General features: G+C 71.4%; 18 protein-coding genes and 3 pseudogenes. 16 read left to right on the top strand and 5 right to left on the bottom strand.

Features of this window, described 5'->3' with window-relative positions; translation table 11 throughout:
- The 3 genes and pseudogenes from carB to mihF all read left to right on the top strand — a co-directional run.
- Positions 1 to 3,091: pseudogene (carB, locus tag GEV28_RS08890) on the top strand (carbamoyl-phosphate synthase large subunit); the annotation flags it as partial.
- 100 nt (positions 3,092 to 3,191) lie between these two features.
- Positions 3,192 to 4,028, top strand: a complete 837-nt coding sequence (gene pyrF, locus GEV28_RS08885) for an orotidine-5'-phosphate decarboxylase (protein ID WP_291410531.1) — start codon at positions 3,192 to 3,194, stop codon at positions 4,026 to 4,028.
- Between the two features lie 351 nt (positions 4,029 to 4,379).
- The gene (mihF, locus tag GEV28_RS08880) at positions 4,380 to 4,697 is read left to right on the top strand and encodes an integration host factor, actinobacterial type (RefSeq protein ID WP_291410529.1); all 318 of its coding nucleotides are present in this window, start codon (positions 4,380 to 4,382) and stop codon (positions 4,695 to 4,697) included.
- Positions 4,698 to 4,762: 65 nt separating this feature from the next.
- Here the strand turns inward: mihF and GEV28_RS08875 are convergent, their stop codons facing one another.
- On the bottom strand, positions 4,763 to 5,872 hold the full coding sequence (locus GEV28_RS08875) for a PfkB family carbohydrate kinase (protein WP_291410527.1): 1,110 nt from the start codon (positions 5,870 to 5,872) through the stop codon (positions 4,763 to 4,765).
- A gap of 146 nt (positions 5,873 to 6,018) precedes the next feature.
- On the opposite strand from GEV28_RS08875, the pseudogene GEV28_RS42210 reads away from it, so the two are divergent.
- Positions 6,019 to 6,722 (top strand): annotated as a pseudogene (locus tag GEV28_RS42210) (hypothetical protein).
- A gap of 110 nt (positions 6,723 to 6,832) precedes the next feature.
- Here GEV28_RS42210 and GEV28_RS08860 read toward each other — a convergent pair.
- On the bottom strand, positions 6,833 to 7,735 hold the full coding sequence (locus GEV28_RS08860) for a cytidylate kinase family protein (RefSeq protein ID WP_291410520.1): 903 nt from the start codon (positions 7,733 to 7,735) through the stop codon (positions 6,833 to 6,835).
- 144 nt (positions 7,736 to 7,879) lie between these two features.
- Between GEV28_RS08860 and rpoZ the strand changes: the two genes are divergently transcribed.
- The 4 genes from rpoZ to GEV28_RS08840 all read left to right on the top strand — a co-directional run bounded on the left by rpoZ (position 7,880) and on the right by GEV28_RS08840 (position 11,110).
- The gene (gene rpoZ / locus GEV28_RS08855; RefSeq protein WP_291410547.1) at positions 7,880 to 8,152 is read left to right on the top strand and encodes a DNA-directed RNA polymerase subunit omega; all 273 of its coding nucleotides are present in this window, start codon (positions 7,880 to 7,882) and stop codon (positions 8,150 to 8,152) included.
- Positions 8,153 to 8,231: 79 nt separating this feature from the next.
- A complete protein-coding gene (gene coaBC / locus GEV28_RS08850) occupies positions 8,232 to 9,461 on the top strand; it encodes a bifunctional phosphopantothenoylcysteine decarboxylase/phosphopantothenate--cysteine ligase CoaBC (protein WP_291410518.1) in 1,230 nt (409 codons plus the stop codon).
- 66 nt (positions 9,462 to 9,527) lie between these two features.
- Positions 9,528 to 10,730: a methionine adenosyltransferase gene (gene metK, locus GEV28_RS08845; RefSeq protein WP_291410516.1), complete on the top strand. Its 1,203-nt coding sequence runs from the start codon at positions 9,528 to 9,530 to the stop codon at positions 10,728 to 10,730.
- Positions 10,730 to 11,110: a DUF5313 family protein gene (locus GEV28_RS08840; protein WP_291410515.1), complete on the top strand. Its 381-nt coding sequence runs from the start codon at positions 10,730 to 10,732 to the stop codon at positions 11,108 to 11,110. Before metK ends, GEV28_RS08840 begins: the two co-directional genes overlap by 1 nt.
- A gap of 26 nt (positions 11,111 to 11,136) precedes the next feature.
- Here GEV28_RS08840 and GEV28_RS08835 read toward each other — a convergent pair whose 3' ends face one another.
- Positions 11,137 to 11,835: a Crp/Fnr family transcriptional regulator gene (locus GEV28_RS08835; protein ID WP_291410513.1), complete on the bottom strand. Its 699-nt coding sequence runs from the start codon at positions 11,833 to 11,835 to the stop codon at positions 11,137 to 11,139.
- Positions 11,836 to 11,946: 111 nt separating this feature from the next.
- On the opposite strand from GEV28_RS08835, the gene GEV28_RS08830 reads away from it, so the two are divergent.
- Complete coding sequence (locus GEV28_RS08830) at positions 11,947 to 12,324, top strand: hypothetical protein (RefSeq protein ID WP_291410510.1); 378 nt, start codon at positions 11,947 to 11,949, stop codon at positions 12,322 to 12,324.
- Here GEV28_RS08830 and GEV28_RS08825 read toward each other — a convergent pair.
- Positions 12,314 to 13,159 (bottom strand): sigma-70 family RNA polymerase sigma factor, encoded by an 846-nt coding sequence (locus tag GEV28_RS08825; RefSeq protein ID WP_291410508.1) that lies wholly within the window; start codon positions 13,157 to 13,159, stop codon positions 12,314 to 12,316. The two genes, GEV28_RS08830 and GEV28_RS08825, sit on opposite strands and share 11 nt — an antisense overlap.
- Before the next feature lie 87 nt (positions 13,160 to 13,246).
- Here GEV28_RS08825 and GEV28_RS08820 point away from each other — a divergent pair, with 87 nt between their 5' ends.
- The 3 genes and pseudogenes from GEV28_RS08820 to GEV28_RS08810 all read left to right on the top strand — a co-directional run bounded on the left by GEV28_RS08820 (position 13,247) and on the right by GEV28_RS08810 (position 15,846).
- Positions 13,247 to 13,588, top strand: coding sequence for a VOC family protein (locus GEV28_RS08820; RefSeq protein ID WP_291410506.1), 342 nt, complete (start codon positions 13,247 to 13,249; stop codon positions 13,586 to 13,588).
- A complete protein-coding gene (locus tag GEV28_RS08815) occupies positions 13,585 to 13,821 on the top strand; it encodes a hypothetical protein (RefSeq protein ID WP_291410504.1) in 237 nt (78 codons plus the stop codon). Before GEV28_RS08820 ends, GEV28_RS08815 begins: the two co-directional genes overlap by 4 nt.
- Before the next feature lie 37 nt (positions 13,822 to 13,858).
- Positions 13,859 to 15,846: pseudogene (locus GEV28_RS08810) on the top strand (primosomal protein N').
- A gap of 104 nt (positions 15,847 to 15,950) precedes the next feature.
- Here GEV28_RS08810 and GEV28_RS08805 read toward each other — a convergent pair.
- A complete protein-coding gene (locus GEV28_RS08805; RefSeq protein ID WP_291410502.1) occupies positions 15,951 to 16,085 on the bottom strand; it encodes a hypothetical protein in 135 nt (44 codons plus the stop codon).
- A 126-nt stretch (positions 16,086 to 16,211) separates the two neighbouring features.
- Here GEV28_RS08805 and def point away from each other — a divergent pair, with 126 nt between their 5' ends.
- From def to GEV28_RS08785, 4 genes are read left to right on the top strand one after another with little or no spacing between them, the layout of a single operon-like run.
- On the top strand, positions 16,212 to 16,760 hold the full coding sequence (def, locus tag GEV28_RS08800; protein WP_291410500.1) for a peptide deformylase: 549 nt from the start codon (positions 16,212 to 16,214) through the stop codon (positions 16,758 to 16,760).
- A 2-nt stretch (positions 16,761 to 16,762) separates the two neighbouring features.
- Complete coding sequence (gene fmt / locus GEV28_RS08795) at positions 16,763 to 17,689, top strand: methionyl-tRNA formyltransferase (protein ID WP_291410498.1); 927 nt, start codon at positions 16,763 to 16,765, stop codon at positions 17,687 to 17,689.
- Positions 17,686 to 19,125 carry a transcription antitermination factor NusB gene (locus tag GEV28_RS08790; RefSeq protein ID WP_291410496.1) on the top strand — a complete coding sequence of 480 codons (1,440 nt, stop codon included), beginning with the start codon at positions 17,686 to 17,688 and terminating at the stop codon, positions 19,123 to 19,125. Before fmt ends, GEV28_RS08790 begins: the two co-directional genes overlap by 4 nt.
- Before the next feature lies 1 nt (position 19,126).
- Complete coding sequence (locus GEV28_RS08785) at positions 19,127 to 20,116, top strand: asparaginase (RefSeq protein ID WP_291410494.1); 990 nt, start codon at positions 19,127 to 19,129, stop codon at positions 20,114 to 20,116.
- Positions 20,117 to 20,252: the final 136 nt, after the last annotated feature.

Genomic DNA, 20,252 nt, shown 5'->3' with positions numbered 1-20,252 from the left:
CGAGCGCCCGGACGCGCTGCTCGCCACGCTCGGCGGGCAGACCGCGCTCAACACCGCGGTCGCGCTGCACGAGCGCGGCGTCCTGGAGAAGTACGGCGTCGAGCTGATCGGCGCCGACATCGAGGCCATCCAACGAGGAGAGGACCGCCAGCGGTTCAAGGACATCTGCGCCGCGGTCGGCGCGGAGACCCCGCGCAGCGCGGTGTGCCACTCGATGGACGAAGTTCGTGCCGCGGTGGACGATCTGGGTCTGCCGGTGGTCATCCGGCCGTCGTTCACCATGGGCGGGCTCGGCTCCGGCATGGCGCACACCAAGGAGGACCTCGAGCGGATGGCCTCGTCCGGGCTCACCGAGAGCCCGGTAGCTGAGGTGCTCATCGAGTAGAGCGTGCTCGGCTGGAAGGAGTACGAGCTCGAGCTGATGCGCGACCGCAGCGACAACGTCGTGGTCATCTGCTCGATCGAGAACATCGACCCGATGGGCGTGCACACCGGCGACTCGGTGACCGTCGCACCCGCGATGACGCTCACCGACCGTGAGTACCAGCACATGCGTGACGTCGGCATCGACGTGCTGCGCGAGGTCGGGGTCGACACCGGCGGCTGCAACATCCAGTTCGCCGTGCACCCTCGGACCGGCCGGCTGGTCGTCATCGAGATGAACCCGCGGGTGTCCCGGTCGAGCGCGCTGGCGTCCAAGGCCACCGGGTTCCCCATCGCCAAGATCGCCGCGAAGCTCGCCATCGGCTACACGCTCGACGAGATCCGCAACGACATCACCGGCGAGACGCCCGCGTCGTTCGAGCCGACGCTGGACTACGTCGTGGTGAAGGTGCCGCGGTTCGCCTTCGAGAAGTTCCCCGGTGCGGACCCGACGCTCACCACCACGATGAAGTCGGTCGGCGAGGCCATGGCGCTCGGCCGCAACTTCGTCGAGGCGCTCGGCAAGGCGCTGCGTTCGATGGAGACGAAGGCGGCCGGCTTCTGGACCATCCCGGACCCCGACCCGGTCACCGTCGACGCGCTGCTGGCCGCGTTGCGGGTGCCGCACGACGGCCGGCTGTACACGGTGGAGCGCGCGCTGCGGCTCGGGGTGAGCGTCGCCGAGGTGAGCGAGGCGTCCGGGATCGACCCGTGGTTCGTCGACCAGGTCGCGTCGCTCGTCGAGCTGCGCGCCGAGGTGAGCGACGCCCCGGTGCTCGACGAGCTGCTGCTCCGGCGCGCCAAGCGGGCCGGGTTCTCCGACCGGCAGGTCGCGGCGCTGCGCCCGGAGCTCGCCGGCGAGGACGGGGTGCGGACGCTGCGCCACCGGCTCGGCATCCGGCCGGTGTTCAAGACCGTCGACACCTGCGCCGCCGAGTTCGCCGCGCACACGCCCTACCACTACTCGGCCTACGAGCTGGACCCCTCCGCCGAGTCGGAGGTCGCCGAGCAGCGCGACCGGCCCAAGGTGCTGATCCTGGGGTCGGGGCCGAACCGGATCGGGCAGGGGATCGAGTTCGACTACTCGTGCGTGCACGCCGCGATGGCGCTGCGCACCGCGCCTGTTCCTTCCGGCGGGTTCGAGACTGTCATGATCAACTGTAACCCCGAGACGGTGTCCACCGACTACGACACCTCCGACCGGCTGTACTTCGAGCCGCTGACGTTCGAGGACGTGCTGGAGGTCGTGCACGCCGAGCGGCGTTCCGGCACCGTCGCCGGGGTGATCGTCCAGCTGGGCGGGCAGACCCCGCTCGGCCTCGCCCAGCGGCTCGCCGACGCGGGCGTGCCGGTGGTCGGCACCCCGCCGGAGGCCATCCACCTGGCCGAGGAGCGCGGCGCGTTCGGCGAGGTGCTCACCGCCGCCGGGCTGCCGGCGCCTCGGTACGGCATGGCGACGTCGTTCGCCGCCGCCAAGCGGATCGCCGACGAGATCGGCTACCCGGTGCTGGTCCGGCCGTCCTACGTGCTCGGCGGGCGCGGCATGGAGATCGTCTACGACGAGGACTCGCTGGCCGGCTACATCGCGCGGGCGACCGAGGTGACGCCGGAGCACCCGGTGCTGGTCGACCGGTTCCTCGACGACGCCATCGAGATCGACGTGGACGCCCTGTGCGACGGGACGGACGTCTTCCTCGGCGGCGTGATGGAGCACATCGAGGAGGCCGGCATCCACTCCGGCGACTCGTCGTGCGCGCTGCCGCCCATCACGCTGGGCCGCACGGACCTCGCCGCGATCCGCCGGTCGACCGCCGCCATCGCGCACGGCATCGGCGTGCGCGGGCTGCTGAACGTGCAGTACGCGCTGAAGGACGACGTGCTGTACGTGCTGGAGGCCAACCCGCGGGCGTCGCGGACCGTGCCGTTCGTGTCGAAGGCGACCGCGGTGCCGCTGGCGAAGGCGGCCGCGCGGATCATGCTGGGCGCGACCATCCCCGAGCTGCGTGCCGAGGGCCTGCTCCCGGAGGTCGGCGACGGGGCGGACCTGCCGCCGACCTCGCCGGTCGCGGTCAAGGAGGCGGTGCTGCCGTTCCACCGGTTCCGCACGCCCGAGGGGCACGGCGTCGACTCGCTGCTGGGTCCGGAGATGAAGTCGACCGGCGAGGTGATGGGCATCGACGCGTCGTTCGGCAAGGCGTTCGCCAAGTCCCAGACGGCGTCCTACGGGTCGCTGCCGACGTCCGGGCGGGTGTTCGTGTCGGTGGCCAACCGGGACAAGCGGGCGATGGTGTTCCCGGTGAAGCGGCTGGCCGACCTGGGCTTCGAGGTGCTCGCGACGGCAGGGACCGCGGAGGTGTTGCGGCGCAACGGGATCCCGTGCACGGAGGTCCGCAAGCACTTCGAGACGCCACGGAACTCCGAGCCGAACATCGTGGAGATCATCCGCGCCGGCGGGGTCGACATGGTGATCAACACGCCGTACGGCAACCCCGGCCCTCGGGTCGACGGCTACGAGATCCGCACGGCGGCGGTGTCGCGCGACATCCCGTGCGTGACGACGATCCAAGGCGCGGCGGCCGCCGTGCACGGCATCGAGGCCCTGATCAGGCAGGACATCGGCGTGGAGTCACTCCAGTCCCTGCAGGCGACGCTCCGGAGGACGCGATGAGGGCGCCGAAACCGTCGGTGCCCCGGGGTAGCGTGGAAATCGGGGGCCCCCCGGGCCGATTGAACGGACCGTTCAGTCGGCGCGCCGTGGGAGGTGCGCGGTGAGGGCGCCGTTCGGGGCGCGGGTCACTACCGCCGTCTCGCTGCGCGGGCCCCTCTGTGTGGGCGTGGACCCGCACCCGTCGCTGCTGGCGGACTGGGGCCTGCCGGCGTCCGCGGAGGGCCTGGAGCGCTTCGCGACGACGTGTGTCGAGGCGTTCGCGGGGGACATCGCGGTGCTCAAGCCGCAGTCGGCGTTCTTCGAGGCGTATGGCTCGGCCGGGATCGCGGTGCTCGAGCGGCTCATCGTGGCCGCGCGGCGGGCCGGCGCGCTGGTCCTGCTGGACGTGAAACGCGGCGACATCGGCTCCACGATGGCCGCCTACGCGGCGGCCTACCTCGCGGAGGGCGCGCCGCTCGCCGCAGACGCTGTAACGCTCTCGCCGTACCTCGGCTTCGGCTCGCTCGACCCGGCGCTCGACCTCGCCGCGCGGACCGGCCGGGGCGTGTTCGTCCTGGCGCTGACCTCGAACAAGGAGGGCGCGTCGGTGCAGCGCGCCACCGGTGGCGGCGGTGCGTCGGTGGTCCAGGAGATCGTCGACGAGGCCGCCGCGCGCAACGCGGGCGCCAGCCCGCTCGGGCCAGTCGGCCTGGTGATCGGCGCGACGGTCGGCCGCCTCGAGCTGGACCTTTCCCAGCTCAACGGCACGATCCTGGCCCCGGGGTTCGGCGCCCAGGGTGGCACGTTGGCCGACCTGCGCACGGTCTTCGGCGACAGTCTGCGCCACGTCCTCCCGTCCTCCTCGAGGGAGATCCTCCGCCACGGCCCGGACGTGGCGGCGCTGCGCGGCGCGGCGCTGCGGGTCCGCGACTCGCTGGCCGTGGCCCATCCCCTGTAGCGGCCTCGATAGCTCCGCGATCCGTCCGAAATGTCACGACTCGGCGGCATCTCGGCGATATGCGGAACGCATTTTGCATACCGGTGCGCTGTACGCCGGTTGTCCGTCGTCGACGGAACGCGCCGCTGGCCGACTCGCCGCGCGCACCCCTTGTAGCGGATCTTGCCCAAATGATCAAGATCCTGGATGGGGTTACCGCAGCTCCGGGCATTGGCCGCTACGCACAGTAGATCTATGCTCTGTTGAGCGCTACGTTGCGCACTAAGGTGGACCCGCGTTGTCGTGACCGCTCCGACCTCGGTAACGTCGCGGCACCGATCCACAGACACACCCCACCCCCCGGAGGAAATCGTGGCCCTTCCCCAGCTGACCGAGGAGCAGCGGGCCGCAGCGCTGGAGAAGGCGGCTGCCGCCCGTCGCGCCCGAGCTGAGCTCAAGGAGCGCCTGAAGCGAGGTGGCACCACCCTCAAGGACGTGCTCACCCAAGCTGACAAGGACGAGGTCCTGGGCAAGATGAAGGTCACCGCACTGCTCGAGGCCCTTCCGGGCGTCGGGAAGGTGCGTGCCCAGCAGATCATCGAGCGACTGGAGATCGCCCCCAGCCGCCGCCTGCGCGGCCTTGGTGACCGTCAGCGCAAGGCGTTGCTCGCCGAGTTCAGCGGCGAGTAGCAGTGCTCTGGCTGGCGCTGCTGGACGAGCCGCGGCTCGTCCAGCAGCGCCAGCCGAACTCACCATCAGCCAACGATCCGGCTGCCTGGCAATCTCAGGACTTGACTCGCCAGCGCAGCGCACCGCGTCAGTAGCGTCGGAAGTTCCACCTCGTCAAGTACGCCAGCTGCGAACACTTCGGCTGACGTGTCGCCGGCACCCGACGTGTTCACGATTTCAGCGGGCGGCAGCTGGTTCGCGGGTACTCGAGCGAACTCCATGTAACCGTGCGCGGCCATTCCCCGCTCGCCGTCGGTGAGCAGACAGAACCGAACGTCCCGGCACACCGGATGCTCCCGAAAGCCGGCCAGGGAAGCCATGGCCGGTGGTAGCTCCGGGTACAGCATTCGGTACTCGGCCGAGTTCCCGAAGACCATCTCGAGCCGACCGTCCTCGAGGTAACCGCGTAGCCGGTTACGAACCTCACCGGTCAGGATCCCGGCGTTGCCCAGTGACAGCCCCACGGGCACCTGCCCCGCCACGATCAGATCGTGCAGGTCCACACTGCAGGCCCCTGCCAGGAGTTCGCAGGTGTCCAACAGCACAAGCTCCGGCCGCGTGACGTGATCCAGCATCGGCACGGACTCGGTGGCGACACCCGCGTACGTGGCGAGGACCTGGTCCGGGGTCGCCGACTCATAGATGACAAAGCTCACCGGGTTGTGGCCCGGCACCACTCGGTGCAGGTGGGACAGCCGCAGCTCCCTGACTGCGGTGGCGAAGTATGTCGAGAACGGGTCGAGCGCTGAGTTGCGGGTCGCCAGCGTCGACACATAGGTCGAGCGCCGGCGTACCCGCTCCGGCATGGCGCTGAGCGTCCCGAGCGTGCTCGATCCGGCAGACAGCACCATCGCGTCGCTTGAGGTGATCGCGTAGAACTCGCGGCCGAGCGCTATGGGTGCGCGTGCCAGCAACCGGATCAGCGCGTTCACGCGCGCCCAGTCGGGTAATGCGAGCCAACCGCCCGGACCGACGCCGAGGGCGTTGCACCACGACCGGAAGTCCGCCGAGGCCAGCTTGGCCGAGAGGTCAACCAGGCTCGGCCCGAACGCCGTGACGCCGCCCGCCACGCGATCAGTTCGGGGTCGTCCGGCCGCCGGCCGGAGCGTCGCGAGGTCATTGATGCCGTCGCTCAACTGAGATTGCCGGATTGTTCGCGCTAGTGCAGGCCCGGGTCAACGAGCGGGGCTGGCTGACGCGTTGGCCGCGGCTACGGGTAGCGCTCGCGCCGTCGTGATGGTCACCGCGCGACTCCGAGATCGCCTGAGAACAGGGGGCGGCCGTGACCGTCGTCATAAATCTCGTCCTAGTCGTGGCCGGTATCGGGTTGGCTTATCTCAATCGGACAGACGAGTTCGTGGTCGCCGTGACCGTCGGTGTGGCGACGTTTGCGGCCACCATTTTGGCGTCCAGGCTTTCCATTCTGGAAAAAGGCTTCATCTGGCCGACGTTGTTGAGTGGTACGATTTACCGGCGAAGTCCTGTTCGCGTGTCGGTCGCGTACCTTGTTGCCATTCCCGTCGATGGAGTACAATTGCTCGTTCGTGGTCAGCGAATCACCACGCAGTTTCAGCCGGTGGCGGTGTGTTCAAGACCTATTTGAGCGAGCAGGAGATGTTGCGGCGGTTCGGTGCGCTGCCGGACACTCGGTTCACCGTCGACCAGCGCAGCAAGAACGATCTACGGCTCCGACTGCCCGGCCGCAACCTGTACAAGTTGTTGCGTTGGTTCAAGTCGCGGCAGGACCGTGAGCTGTTCCCGTTCCGTGAGTTCTACGAAGAATTGGTGCGGCCAGGAATTGTCGCCCGGGAGGCTTTCGGTGTGTTCGACTGCAAGTACCACGGACTGCGTCACTTGCCACTACGGTTCAACAGCTGTTCTCAGTATCAACAGCTGATCGTCGCCGAGATCTACGAGCTACGTCCGACCGACGGTCAGCTTGAACTACTGCGGAAGGTTCGGGGACGACACTACGGCGGGGGGTGACGTGTACTTCGCGAGCGCGGACGAGATCGTGCGCGGCGGGGTCGTTGCCGCGTCGGAGACCTCGTTCGACTTGGCTCCGACCACCCGTTGGCTGATCGATGTCTGATTGATCAACCGCCGACCGATGGTCCCACCGGGGGATGGTGTAGTCCGTACTCCTCGTTCCAGCGGCTCGTCCACGCCGCGAACGCCAGCTGGTCGACGTACTGCCGCACAGTGGGGCCACCGCTGTGCAGCGGCTCGGCGCCCTCGGCCACGAGGTCGACCTCGATTAGCGACTCATCCCGAGCTATCGCGCCGAGCACGCCGCTGTGTCCGCTGATACTGCAGAACGTCGGCCGCGAGTACGCTACCTGGGGCGTGTCCGCCGAAGGGCTCTCCTTGGCCCAGTCTGCGGAATCCGGCAAGATCCGGCGCGGCTGCACAAACAGTCGGGGTCGTCGGGCGCTGGCGTCGCTCTCGGCGATGACGGCTTCGAGCTGCAGGCGGACCGTGTCGGTGACCAGCTCGATCGGCGCGGTGGACGTGTCGATGACAAGGTCGTAGTTCCGCAGCTGGAACACGTCGACGCCATAGGTGGACAGGAAGCGGCGCTGCTCGCTCTGGTACCGCTCCTCGGCCAGGTCTCTCGCGTGGTTCCTGGACTCGTACTGCTCGGTCGGCGAGGACCTGGTCTGGTGCAGGCGCACTGCGGACACCGTGGGATCGACGATCAGATGGACCTTGAAGGACTTTGGCACCATCCGCCAGGCCATCCTGGAGTCGAACACGATCGGCTCGGCGGACGCGCCGAGGTCTCTTGTGACCTGGTCTACCTGCGAGTCGATCATGTCGTCCCGCTCGGCCAGCCAGTTCGTCTCGAGGGTAGACAGGTTCAGCGACTTGGCCATGGACCGCTGTATGTCACCAGTGCTGACGAAGCGCATCGAGTACAGCTGAGCCAAGCGCCTGGCGACCGAACTCTTTCCGCTGCCGAGTTCTCCGCTGATGGCGACGTGGGGGAGTCGGTTCACAGTTCTTCCTAGTTGCGAGCGGGCTCGCCGCTTTGGGTGTGAGCGGGAGCATCGCCGTGAGTTGCTAACCTAGAGGTCAGCAGATAGTAGCGAGCTGCACCGACGGAGAATTTGGAGCATCAACGAGTGATCACTCCCACCGAGTTGGGCGCACTGGGTGACCCGACGAGCCCGCAGCTCGAAGGCATCACCAACCCCCCGATCGACGACCTGCTCGAGAAGGTCAGCTCCAAGTACGCCCTGGTGATCTACGCGGCCAAGCGCGCCCGGCAGATCAACGACTACTACGCGCAGCTCGGCGAGGGCCTGCTCGAGTACGTCGGTCCGCTGGTGGAGCCGGGGCCGCGCGAGAAGCCGCTGTCGATCGCGCTCCGCGAGATCCACGCCGGCCTGCTCGAGCACACCGAGGGCGAGTGACCGATCCTGATCGCCGTCCGCGCGTCGTGCTCGGTCTGACGGCGGAGTCGGGATCGCGGCTGATTTTGCGGGAGGGCGAGTGACCGATCCTGATCGCCGTCCGCGCGTCGTGCTCGGTGTGGGGGGCGGGATCGCGGCATACAAGGCCTGTGAGGTCCTCCGCCGGCTGACCGAGTCCGGACACGACGTCCGGGTCGTGCCGACGGAGGCCGCCTTGCGGTTCGTCGGTGCCGCCACCTTCGAGGCGCTGTCGGGCAACCCGGTGCACACCGAGGTGTTCGCCGACGTGTCCGAGGTGCCGCACGTGCGCATCGGCCGGTCGGCCGACCTGGTCCTCGTCGTGCCCGCCACGGCGGACCTGCTGGCCAAGGCCGCGCACGGGCTCGCCGACGACCTGCTGACCAACACCCTGCTCACCGCCCGGTGCCCGGTGCTGATGACGCCCGCGATGCACACCGAGATGTGGGAGCACCCCGCCACCAGGGACAACGTCGCCACGCTGCGCCATCGCGGCGTGGTGGTCGCCGAGCCGGCCAGCGGTCGGCTCACCGGCGTCGACACCGGCAAGGGTCGGCTGGCCGACCCGGCCGAGATCGTCGACCTGGCCCGGTTGCTGCTCGGCAGGCCGGGCGCGCTGCCGCGCGACCTGGAGGGCGTGCGGATCGTCGTGTCCGCGGGCGGCACCCGCGAGCCGCTCGACCCCGTTCGCTACCTGGGCAACCGCTCGTCCGGCAAGCAGGGCTACGCGCTGGCCCGCACCGCCGTGCAGCGCGGTGCCCTGGTGACGCTCGTGTCGGCGCACACCGTGGCGCTGTCCGAGCCCGCCGGCGCCGAGGTCGTGCGCGTCGGCACGGCCGAGGAGCTCCGCGACGCGATGCACAAGGCCGCCGTGGGCGCCGACGTCATCGTGATGGCCGCCGCGGTCGCCGACTTCCGGCCCACCGACCGGGCCGAGTACAAGATCAAGAAGACCGACCGCGACCCCGCCCCGGTCGCGCTGACCCGCAACCCGGACGTGCTGGCGGAGCTCGTCCGGAAGCGGTCGGCCGGCCAGGTCATCGTGGGCTTCGCGGCCGAGACGGGCGACAGCGCGGGCGATGTGCTCGAGCACGCGCGGGCCAAGCTGAAGCGCAAGGGCTGCGACCTGCTCGTGGTCAACGCGGTCGGCGAGGGCATGGCCTTCGAGGTGGAGGACAACGCGGGATGGCTACTGTCCGCCGACGGTGCGGAACGGGCCGTCGCGCTCGGTAGCAAGTCGCACATGGCGTCCGACATATGGGACGCGGTAGTGGCGCTCATCCACTCGTGATGGGTTCTCCAGGGCCAATCAGTACGCTTTTACGCAACTACTGGCGAGGAATTGGGTAGGTACGTCGTGACGGAGTCCGCAAGCAGGCTGTTTACCAGCGAGTCGGTGACCGAAGGGCACCCCGACAAGATCTGTGACGCGATCAGCGACTCGATCCTGGACGCGCTGCTGTCCAAGGACCCGCGATCGCGGGTCGCCGTGGAGACCATGATCACCACCGGCCAGGTGCACGTCGCGGGTGAGGTGACCACCGAGGCCTACGCGGACATCCCGAGCCTGGTGCGCGACACCATCCTGAAGATCGGCTACGACTCGTCGGCCAAGGGCTTCGACGGCAACTCCTGCGGTGTCAACATCGCGATCGGCGCGCAGTCGCCGGACATCGCGCAGGGCGTGGACACCGCCTACGAGTCGCGGGTCGAGAACGAAGAGGACGAGATCGCCAAGCAGGGTGCCGGCGACCAGGGCCTCATGTTCGGCTACGCGTGCACCGACACGCCGGAGCTGATGCCGCTGCCGATCGCGCTGGCGCACCGGCTGGCCCAGCGGCTCACCGAGGTCCGCAAGAACGGCACGCTGCCGTACCTGCGGCCGGACGGCAAGACGCAGGTCACCATCGAGTACGCGGGCGACCAGCCGGTCCGCCTCGACACGGTCGTCGTCTCGTCCCAGCACGCGGACGGCGTCGACCTGGAGAAGCTGCTCACCGTCGACGTGCTCGAGCAGGTCGTGAAGCCGGAGCTGGCTCAGCTCGACCTCGACACCGACAAGGTCCGGCTGCTGGTCAACCCGACCGGCCGCTTCGTCGTCGGCGGCCCCATGGGTGACGCCGGCCTCACCGGCCGCAAGATCATCGTCGACTCCTACGGCGGCATGGCCCGGCACGGTGGTGGCGCGTTCTCCGGCAAGGACCCGTCGAAGGTCGACCGCTCGGCCGCGTACGCCATGCGCTGGGTGGCCAAGAACGCGGTCGCCGCCGGTCTCGCGACCCGCATCGAGGTCCAGATCGCGTACGCGATCGGCAAGGCCGCCCCGGTAGGCCTGTTCGTCGAGACGTTCGGCACCGAGACCGTCGACCCGACCAAGATCCAGCAGGCGATCGGCCAGGTCTTCGACCTCCGCCCGGCCGCGATCATCCGCGACCTCGACCTGCTGCGCCCGATCTACGCCCAGACGGCGGCGTACGGCCACTTCGGCCGGCCGGAGCTGGACCTCCCGTGGGAGCGTACGGACCGCGCCGACGCGCTGAAGGCCCTCGCAGGGGCCTGATGCGCCGGCGGCCGGGCCCGCTCCACTGGCTGTGGTACGCGGTCGGCGGCACGCTGCCGACCGCGTACCACGAGTGGGTCTTGTACGACCTGACCTGCGGCACGTGGGTCTTCCGCCACCTCGCCCGCGTGCAGGTCATGTTCGCCGGATGGTGGCTGGCGCTGCTGGTCCCCGGGCCGCTTTCCCTGCGCCTGTCGATGGTGGCCCTCGGCTACCTCCTGTCGCTGTACTTCTCGCTGAGCTTCATGGAGGACGCGTGTGAGCGCCGCGTCGTGAAGCACGGCTTCCCGGCCGGCCTGAACCGCACGATCCGCGAAGAGTCCAGTGTGGACCAACGGGCGGAGCTGGCCGCGATGTACGCGGCCTACTACCGCCGCTGAGGTATTCCTGTTGCCGGGCCCGTGGGTCAGGACGCGTCCGATGTCGGGGTGCCGGCGGCGAGGTCGCGCAGGAGGTCCGGGCGAAGCACCGTGATGCGGTGGCGCGCGGTCCGGACCACGCCCTGTCGCTTGAGCTCGTCCAGGCCTCGGATCAACGTGCTGCGGGACACCCGCGCATAGCTCGCCAGGTCGTCCTGGGTGACGTTCAGGTCCACCGCCGTGGCGGCCTCCCAGTCGGGGTCGTACTGGAGGGCGAGCTCCAGCAGGACCGCGGCCAGCCGCTGGGGGAAGTCGGCGCCCCCTGACTCCAGGCGCATGCGGTCGGACTGCTGTTGACGAATCGCCGCGGTGCGGAACAGCTCCAGGGAGATTCTGGGGCGGCGCCGGAGCACGGCCATCAGCCGCTCCCGGGGGATCACGAGGGCCTGCACCTCGTCGATGGCGTGGATCGTCGCCGTGCGCGGGATTCCGGTGATCGGGGACAGCTCGCCGACTATCTCGGCCGGGCCGCGGGCCGCCAGCGGAGCGTCGTCGCCCCGGTAGTTGGTGGCGGTGATCTTCACCCAGCCGCGGAGGATCACGAACATGCTGCTGGGTGGGCTTCCCTGCATGGCAAGGATCTCGCCGGGGCTCCAGGTGTGCACGTAGCCGGACTCGGTCAGCGCCGTGCGCTCCGCCGCGGTGAGCCGGTGCCACGCTCTGCGCTTGCCACTATGGCCGTTCAACGGGCCTCCCCAGCCCGAGCTGACGTGGAAGTACCAAATGACACAATACCCGGCCGCCGCAGGACCGAGCATGGTCGGTACAGACGAAATACAGAAGTTGAGGGGACGGCCATGATGCGCTCGACACTGATCCCGCCGGCGAACTGGTCCGCCAAGTCCTTCTCCACGGCGCCGGCCGTCATCCCGCCACACCCGGCACTGGTCTCCGGCGGCTGGTACCACGGATCGCCGACCGAGACGGTCGGTCCCGGGCGCTACCCGATCGAGGAGCCGCGGCAGAAGTCGGTCGGGCTGGCCTTCGTCCTCAGTGTCCTGTTCGGACCGGTCGGGATCTGCTACGTCTCCGCCAACGCGGGGCTCGTCGCCACCGCGCTGACGGCCGGGCTCCTGCTCGTCGCGGGCTTCGGGTTCCTCCCGCTGCTGCTCATCTGGCCGCTCGCGATCGCCGCGTCCGTGTGGGGCGCGGGGCACGTGGCCGTCACCGGGTGATCTCCAGCTCCGCCAGCATCTCGGGATCGGAGAGCATCTCGATCGCGACGATCCGACCGTCCGCGATCGTGAACGCGAACACGACGCGCGGAGTCCCGCGGACCGACCACACGGCCCCGGGCTCGCCGTCGATCAGAGCAGGGCGCGCGGCCCGGGCCCGGCCGGAGAAGGTCTCCGCCACGGCATCGGCGCCCCGGACCTCGGCCGTCGCGCCCGTCTGGACCGTGGCCGCGTCCGCGCGGAGCACGATGTCCGGATCCAGCAGGGCGAGCAGCCCGGCGAAGTCCCCGTCGCGCGACGCTGCGAGAAATGCCTCGACCACCTCGCGCTGACGGGAGACGTCCGGCGCCGTATCGGCGCCCTGCATCCGCCGCCGCGCCCGGCTCGCGAGCTGCCGTGCGGCGGCGGGGGTCCGGTCGACGATCGGTGCGATCTGGTCGAACGGCACCGCGAACAGGTCGTGCAGCACGAACGCCAGCCGCTCGGCCGGCGCCAGCTGGTCCAGCACGACGAGCAGCGCCAGCCCGACCGAGTCGGCCAGCTCCGCCTCCTGCTCCGGACCGGCCGCCGTCGCGCGCTCGGGGACCACCTCGAGCGGCTCCTCGCGCCGCGACTTGCGCGACTGGAGCATGGTGAGGCACACCCGCCCCACGACCGTCGTCAGCCAGCCACCGGGGTTGACGACGTCGCTGGTGTCCGCGCGGCTGACCCGCAGCCACGCCTCCTGCATGGCGTCGTCCGCCTCGGCGTGCGAGCCGAGCATCCGGTATGCCACGGCCCGCAGATGCGCGCGATGCGCCTCGAACTGCGAGGTCAGCCAGTTTTCCGCAACCATCGGTCACAATCCTTCAACGTGGTCTGTCAGGTAACTGACCGACGGGTTCCCGTCGATGTGACGAGCACGAACGAGTATGGAGGACCCATGAGCGACGGCTACAAGACGATCATCTACCCGGTGAGCGACCTCGAGAAGGCGAAGGCGGTCTTCGGCGCGTTGTTGGGGGTCGAGCCGGAGATGGACCAGCCCTACTACGTCGGCTACAAGGTCGCCGGGCAGGACATCGGGCTCGACCCGAACGGGCACAAGAAGGGCATGACCGGGCCGATCACCTACCTGCACGTGGACGACATCAAGGCCACCCGCCAGGCGCTGCTCGACGCGAGCGCCACGCCCAACGACGACATCAAGGACGTCGGCGGTGGCAGGCTCGTCGGCTCGGTGAAGGACGCCGACGGCAACGTCATCGGGCTCATCCAGGGATGAGCGCGCCGCCCGCCCGCGCCAGGGACCAGCGCAAGCACGACGCGCTCGACCGGCTCGAGAACGAGGTGCCGGCCGACCTCGGCGACGCCTTCGCCGACCGCACCGGGTTCGACCCGCGGACGCTCACCACGCCCTACGCCTACCGCGTCCACCCGCGGCGGGTCCAGGCGTGGCGGGAGTCCAACGAGCTCGACGGCCGCCTCCTCATGCGCGACGGGACTTGGCTGGTCTGACGCGGCGCACGTCGGCGCCCCGTGATAAACACCGCGCATGACCGCGCGCAAGGGGGAGCAGCGGCCGGCGGCCTCGCGCCCGGTCGCTCGGGTGCTGGTCGACGTCCCGCTCGCGCACCTGGACCGGCCGTTCGACTACCTGGTGCCCGAGCAGCTCGACGACGTCGCCGTACCCGGCTGCCGCGTGCGGGTCCGGTTCGCCGGCCAGCAGGTCGACGGCTTCCTCGCCGAGCGCGTCGCGGAGTCGGAGTTCACCGGCCGGCTCGGCTTCCTCACCAAGGTCGTGTCCGCGGAGCCGGTGCTCGCCCCCGAGATCGCCGCGCTCGCCCGGGCCGTGGCCGACCGCTACGCCGGCATGATGACCGACGTGCTGCGGCTGGCCATCCCGCCGCGGCACGCCAAGGTCGAGGCCGAGGAGCCGCCGGAGCCCGCACCGGTGCCCCCGGCGCCGAACACCGAGGGGTGGCGCCGGTACCCGCGCGGGCCCGCGTTCCTGGATGCGGTCCGGGCCGGGCGGCAGGCGCACGCGGTGTGGCAGGCGCTGCCCGGCGAGGACTGGCCGGTGCGGCTGGCCGAGCTGGCGGTCACCGCGGCGGCCGGCGAGCGGGGCGCGGTGCTGGTGGTACCCGACTACCGGGACGTTGCACGGCTGCACGCGGCGTGCGTGGCGCTCGCGGGCGAGGACGCGGTCGTGGCGCTGTCCGCCGACGCCGGGCCGGCCAAGCGGTACCGGCGGTGGCTGTCGGTACTGCGCGGCCGCGCCCGGATCGTCGTCGGCACCCGGGCGAGCGTGTTCGCGCCCGTGCACCGGCCGGGCGTGTTCGTGGTCTGGGACGACGGCGACGACCTGCACGCCGACCCGCACGCGCCCTACCCGCACGTGCGGGACGTCCTGATCCAGCGGGCGCACGCGGTGGGCGCGTCGGTGGTCGTGGCCGGGTTCGCCCGCACCGCCGAGGCACAGCTGCTCGTCGAGTCCGGCTGGGCGCCGGAGATCGTGGCCTCGCGCGAGGAGCTGCGGGCGGCCGCGCCGCGGATCGTCTCGCTCGGCGAGACCGACCTGCAGCTCGCCAGGGACCCGGCGGCGCGGGCGGCGCGGATCCCGTCGGTGGCGTTCGACGCGGCCCGCGCCGCACTCGCCGACGGGCGGCCGGTGCTGGTGCAGGTGCCGCGCGGCGGGTACGTGCCGGCGCTCGCGTGCCAGCAGTGCCGCACCCCCGCGCGGTGCCGGCGTTGCGCGGGCCCGCTCGGGCTGCCGCCGGGCCGGCCGGGCGAGGACCCGCGACCGCCGACCTGCCGCTGGTGCGGCGCGCCGGACACCGCGTTCAAGTGCGGCACCTGCGGGTCGCGCCGGCTGCGGGCGATCGTGGTCGGCGCCAAGCGGACGGCCGAGGAGCTGGGCCGCGCGTTCGCCGACGTGCCGGTGCTCGGCTCCGGGGCGAACGAGGTGCTGTCCCAGGTCGAGAGCCGGCCCGCGCTGGTGGTGGCGACGCCGGGCGCGGAGCCGGTGGCGGCCGGCGGCTACGGGGCGGCGCTGCTGCTCGACGGCTGGGCGCTGCTCGGCCGCGCCGACCTGCGTGCCTCGGAGGAGGCGCTGCGCCGGTGGATGCTGGCCGCCGCGCTGGTCCGGTCCGCGCGCGACGGCGGGCGGGTGGTGGTGCTGGCCGAGTCGGCGCTGGGCCCGGTGCAGGCGCTCGTCCGGTGGGACCCGGTGTGGCACGCCCGCCAGGAGCTCGCCGCCCGCCAGAGCTCGGCTTCCCGCCCGCGGTGCGGATGGCGTCGGTCGACGGGCCGGCCAATGCCCTCGCGGTGTTCCTGGAGGAGCTCGAGCTGCCGGCGTCCGGCGAGGTGCTGGGACCGGTGCCGCTCGGTCAGGACGGCGAGAAGGAGCGGGCTCTCGTGCGGTCGTCGCGGGCGGAGGGCCGGGCGCTGGCGGCGGCGCTGACCACCGCGCAGCACGTCCGGACGGCACGCAAGGAGCCGGACCCGATCCGGGTCCGCCTCGATCCGCTGGAGCTCATCTAGGCCATGTCTCGCGGATCTTGGATCGTGGTATTCGCGCCCAGCTGCCCCCTGGCCGCGTTGTCGGAAGGCCCGAATACAACCCGGTATGCGCGGCCTTCCGCCGCCTAGCCAGAAGCCATCTGGATCACGAATCCCATCGCCTCGACGTGCCGCTCGAACAGCTTGCCGAACGCGGCGCGGTCGCCGCCGGCGGCACGCTGCCACAGCTCGGCGTCGGTGGACAATCCGGCATCGGCCACCGGCGCCCCTTGGTTGTGGTTGTCACATGATGAGGTGGCCGATGCCGCGCCCACCATTGCGTCGCCGGGTACTGAATAGACTGGTGTGCGGCCCCCGCCCGGTACCCACCCCCGAATTGGAGAACCGTGACCGTCCAGCCCATCCGGCTCTTCGGCGATCCGGTGCTGCGCACCGCCGCCGCGGAGGTCGTGGACTTCGACAAGGAGCTGCACACCCTGGTCAAGGACCTGTGGGACACCATGGAGTCCGAGGGGGGTGCCGGGCTCGCCGCACCGCAGCTCGGCGTGGGCCTGCGCGTGTTCACCTACCACTGCGACAGCGCCGAGGGGCACCTGGTCAACCCGACCTGGACCGCGCTGGACGAGGAGGTCCAGGACGGCGAGGAGGGCTGCCTGTCCATCCCGGGCATGTACTACGACTGCAAGCGCCACCGCAGCGTGGTCGCGCGCGGCTGGAACATGCACGGCGAGCCGGTCGAGATCGAGGGCAGCGACATGCTGGCCCGCTGCCTGCAGCACGAGACCGACCACCTCGACGGCGTGGTGTTCCTCGACCGCCTCGACGCCGAGACCCGCAAGGCGGCGATGAAGGCCATCCGCGAGGCCGACTGGTTCGACGGTGGGATGCCCGCCATCAAGCAGAGCCCACACTCACTGTTCGGCGGTGCGGTCTGACGATGCGACTGGTCTTCGCCGGTACCCCCGAGGTGGCGCTGCCGTCGTTGCGCGCGCTCATCGGGAGCGGCCGGCACGAGGTGGCCGCCGTGGTCACCCGCCCGGACGGGCCCGCGGGCCGCGGCCGGCACCTGGTCCGCTCGCCGGTCGGCGCCCTGGCCGACGAGCACGGCATCGAGGTGCTCACCCCGCGCAAGGCATCCGACCCCGAGTTCCTCGACCGGCTGCGCGCGATCGCCCCGGACTGCTGCCCGGTCGTGGCCTACGGCGCGCTGCTGCCCCAGGTCGCCCTCGACGTGCCGGCGCACGGCTGGGTCAACCTGCACTTCTCCGTGCTGCCCGGGTGGCGCGGCGCCGCGCCGGTGCAGGCAGCCGTGCGGGCCGGCGACCAGATCACCGGCGCCACCACGTTCCGGATCGTCAAGGAGCTCGACGCCGGCCCGGTGTTCGGCGTGCTCACCGAGACCGTGCGGTCCGGCGACACCGCGGGCGCGCTGCTCGACCGGCTCGCCGAGGCCGGCGCGGGGCTGCTGCTGTCCACCGTCGACGGCATCGCGGACGGCACGCTGCGTGCCGAGGAGCAGCCGGCCGACGGGATCACGTACGCGCCGAAGGTCACCACCGAGGACGCGAAGGTCGACTTCACCGCGCCGGCCGTGGCCGTCGACCGCCTGGTGCGCGCGGTCACGCCGGATCCGGGCGCCTGGGCGGAGTTCCGCGGCGAGCGGATCAAGCTCGGCCCGGTGGTCCGGGTCGGTGCGGACTCGCTCGCCCCTGGCGAGCTGCTGGTGGAGCGCAAGCGGGTGCTGGCCGGCACCGCGACGGCGCCGGTCGCGCTCGGCGAGGTACAGGCACCCGGCAAGAAACGAATGGCGGCGACCGACTGGGCGCGTGGCGCCCGGGTCGAGCCAGGGGAGCGGCTGACGTGACGCAACAAGGACGGCGCCCGGCGAGGTTCTCCCGACCCAGGACGCCCCACCCGCCCAAGCGGCGCGTGGGACCGAGCCGGCCACCGGTCGAGGATCCCGCGCGGCAGGCGGCGCTCGACACGCTGCGGGAGGTGCGCGCCCGCGACGCCTACGCCAACCTCCTGCTGCCCCAGCTGTTGCGCGAGCGCCGGATCACCGGCCGGGACGCGGCGCTGGCCACCGAGCTGGCCTACGGCGCCTGCCGCTGCATCGGCCTGCTCGACCAGATCCTCGACGCCTGCATCGAACGCCCGCTGTCCAAAGTGGAGCCCGGGCTGCTCGACGTGCTGCGGCTGGGCTGCTACCAGCTGCTGCGCACCCGGATCCCGGCGCACGCCGCCGTCGACTCCACCGTCGACCTCGTCCGCGCCGAGCAGGGCTCGCGGGTCACCGGCTTCGTCAACGCCGTGCTGCGCAAGGTCTCCGAGCACGACGAGGAGACCTGGCTCCAGCAGCTCGCACCGGACCCGGCAGAGGACCCCATCGGCAACCTCGCCATGCGCGAGGCGCACCCGCGTTGGGTGGTCCGCGCGTTCGCCGACTCGCTCGGCAACACCGGCGACGAGCTGAAGGTGGCCCTCGCCGCGGACAACGAGCGGCCGGCCGTGCACCTGGTCGCGCGGCCCGGCGAGGTCACCGCGGAGGAGCTCGCGGCGATGACCGGCGGCCAGGTCGCGCCGTACTCGCCCTACGGCGTGCGGCTCGCGGCCGGCGCGGGTGACCCGGCGGGCCTCGAGCCCGTCCGTGAGCGGCTCGCGTCCGTGCAGGACGAGGGCAGCCAGCTGTGCGCGATCGCGCTCACCCGCCCGGAGGTCGACGGCACCGACGATCGCTGGCTCGACCTGTGCGCCGGCCCTGGCGGGAAGTCCGCGCTGCTCGCGGCGGTGCTCGGCATCTCCGGCGGCCGCCTCGACGCGGTGGAGAAGGCACCGCACCGAGCGCGGCTCGTCGAGCGGTCCACCGAGGGTCTGCCGGTCACCGTGCACGTCGGCGACGGGCGCCAGCCCGCGTCGATGGGCCTCGCGGCCGGCACGTTCGACCGGATCCTGGTGGACGCGCCGTGCACCGGCCTCGGCTCGCTGCGCCGCCGCCCGGAGTCGCGCTGGCGCCGCCAGCCGTCGGACGTGGGCGAGCTGACCAAGCTGCAGCGCGAGCTGCTGCTCACCGCGGTCGACCTGGTGCGACCGGGCGGCGTCGTCGGCTACGTCGTGTGCTCGCCGCACCTGGCCGAGACGATCGGCCTGGTGGCCGACGTCGTTCGGCGCACCGAGGTCACCGCGCTGGACGCCCGCGAGTCGTTCCCCGACATGCCCGACCTCGGCAAGGGGCCGTACGTGCAGCTGTGGCCGCACCGGCACGGCACCGACGCGATGTTCTGCGCGCTGCTGCGGAAGTGACGTGAGCAAGGTCGCCGTCATCGGCATGGGCGGCACCATCGCCATGGCGCCCAGCGCGTCCGGCGGAATCGTCCCGTCGCTGGCCGCCGACGACCTCGTCGCGTCCGTGCCGGGGCTCGCCACGCTCGACGCGAAGATCACCGCGACCACGCTGCGCTCGCTGCCCAGCCCGTCGCTCGGGTTCGCGGACCTGGTGGAGCTGTCCGACCGGGTCCGCGCGGAGATCGCGGGCGGCGCGGACGGCGTGGTGATCACGCACGGCACGGACACCATCGAGGAGACCGCGTTCTTCCTGGACCTGACCGTGCCCGAGGACGCGCCGGTCGTGGTCACCGGCGCGATGCGGCATCCCGAGGCCCCGGGCGCGGACGGCCCGGCCAACCTCTACGCCGCGATCAGCGTGGCGCTGGCCCCGGCCGCGCGCGGGCTCGGCTGCCTCGTGGTGATGTCCGACGAGGTGCACGGCGCGCGGTTCGTCCGCAAGAGCCACACCTCCAGCACCGGCGCGTTCGTCTCGCCCGGCTTCGGCCCGCTCGGCCTGGTGGTGGAGGGCGACCCGCGGATCCGTGGCGCCGCCCGGGTCGGGCTCACGCTGCCGGCCGACCCGAGGGTGGTCGAGCGCCGCGTCGGCATGGTCACCATGGCGCTCGGCGACGACGGCACCCTGCTGCGCCTGGCCGGCATGGATCCGCCGGCGTTCGACGGCCTGGTGATCGCCGGTCTCGGCGCGGGCCACGTCCCGGCCGCGATCGTCCCGCTCGTCGCCGAGCTCGCCGCCCGCGTCCCGGTCGTGCTCTCCACCAGGACCGGCTCCGGCTCGGTGCTGCGCCAGACCTACGGCTACCCGGGCTCGGAACGCGACCTGCTCGAGCGTGGCCTGATCCACTCCGGCTTCCTCGACCCGGCGAAGGCCCGCGTCCTGCTCCAGCTCCTCCTCGCGTCCAACGCCGAGAAGCCCGAGATCATCGCCGCCTTCGACCAGTACCGCTGACCCCCAGGACCCGCGAGTCCAACCCCCAGGACCCGCGAGTCCAACGCTCAGGACCCGCGAGTCCCCCGTTCCGGTTCGGTGAGTCCGCGGTTGGGGCTGGGGACTCGCGGGTCGTGAGTGGGGGACTCGCGGCGTG

This window comes from Actinophytocola sp. (genome assembly GCF_009379765.1).
Lineage (GTDB): Bacteria > Actinomycetota > Actinomycetes > Mycobacteriales > Pseudonocardiaceae > Actinophytocola.
The sequence above is the reverse complement of the archived record's forward strand: the minus strand, read 5'-3'. Positions and strand labels throughout refer to the sequence as shown.

Coding starts and splice junctions, on each gene's coding strand:
- GEV28_RS08840 (WP_291410515.1), top strand. CDS start 10,730: ATGCGCCGGCGGCCGGGCCCGCTCCACTGGCTGTGGTACGCGGTCGGC.
- GEV28_RS08830 (WP_291410510.1), top strand. CDS start 11,947: ATGATGCGCTCGACACTGATCCCGCCGGCGAACTGGTCCGCCAAGTCC.
- GEV28_RS08825 (WP_291410508.1), bottom strand. CDS start 13,159: ATGGTTGCGGAAAACTGGCTGACCTCGCAGTTCGAGGCGCATCGCGCG.
- GEV28_RS08820 (WP_291410506.1), top strand. CDS start 13,247: ATGAGCGACGGCTACAAGACGATCATCTACCCGGTGAGCGACCTCGAG.
- GEV28_RS08815 (WP_291410504.1), top strand. CDS start 13,585: ATGAGCGCGCCGCCCGCCCGCGCCAGGGACCAGCGCAAGCACGACGCG.
- fmt (WP_291410498.1), top strand. CDS start 16,763: ATGCGACTGGTCTTCGCCGGTACCCCCGAGGTGGCGCTGCCGTCGTTG.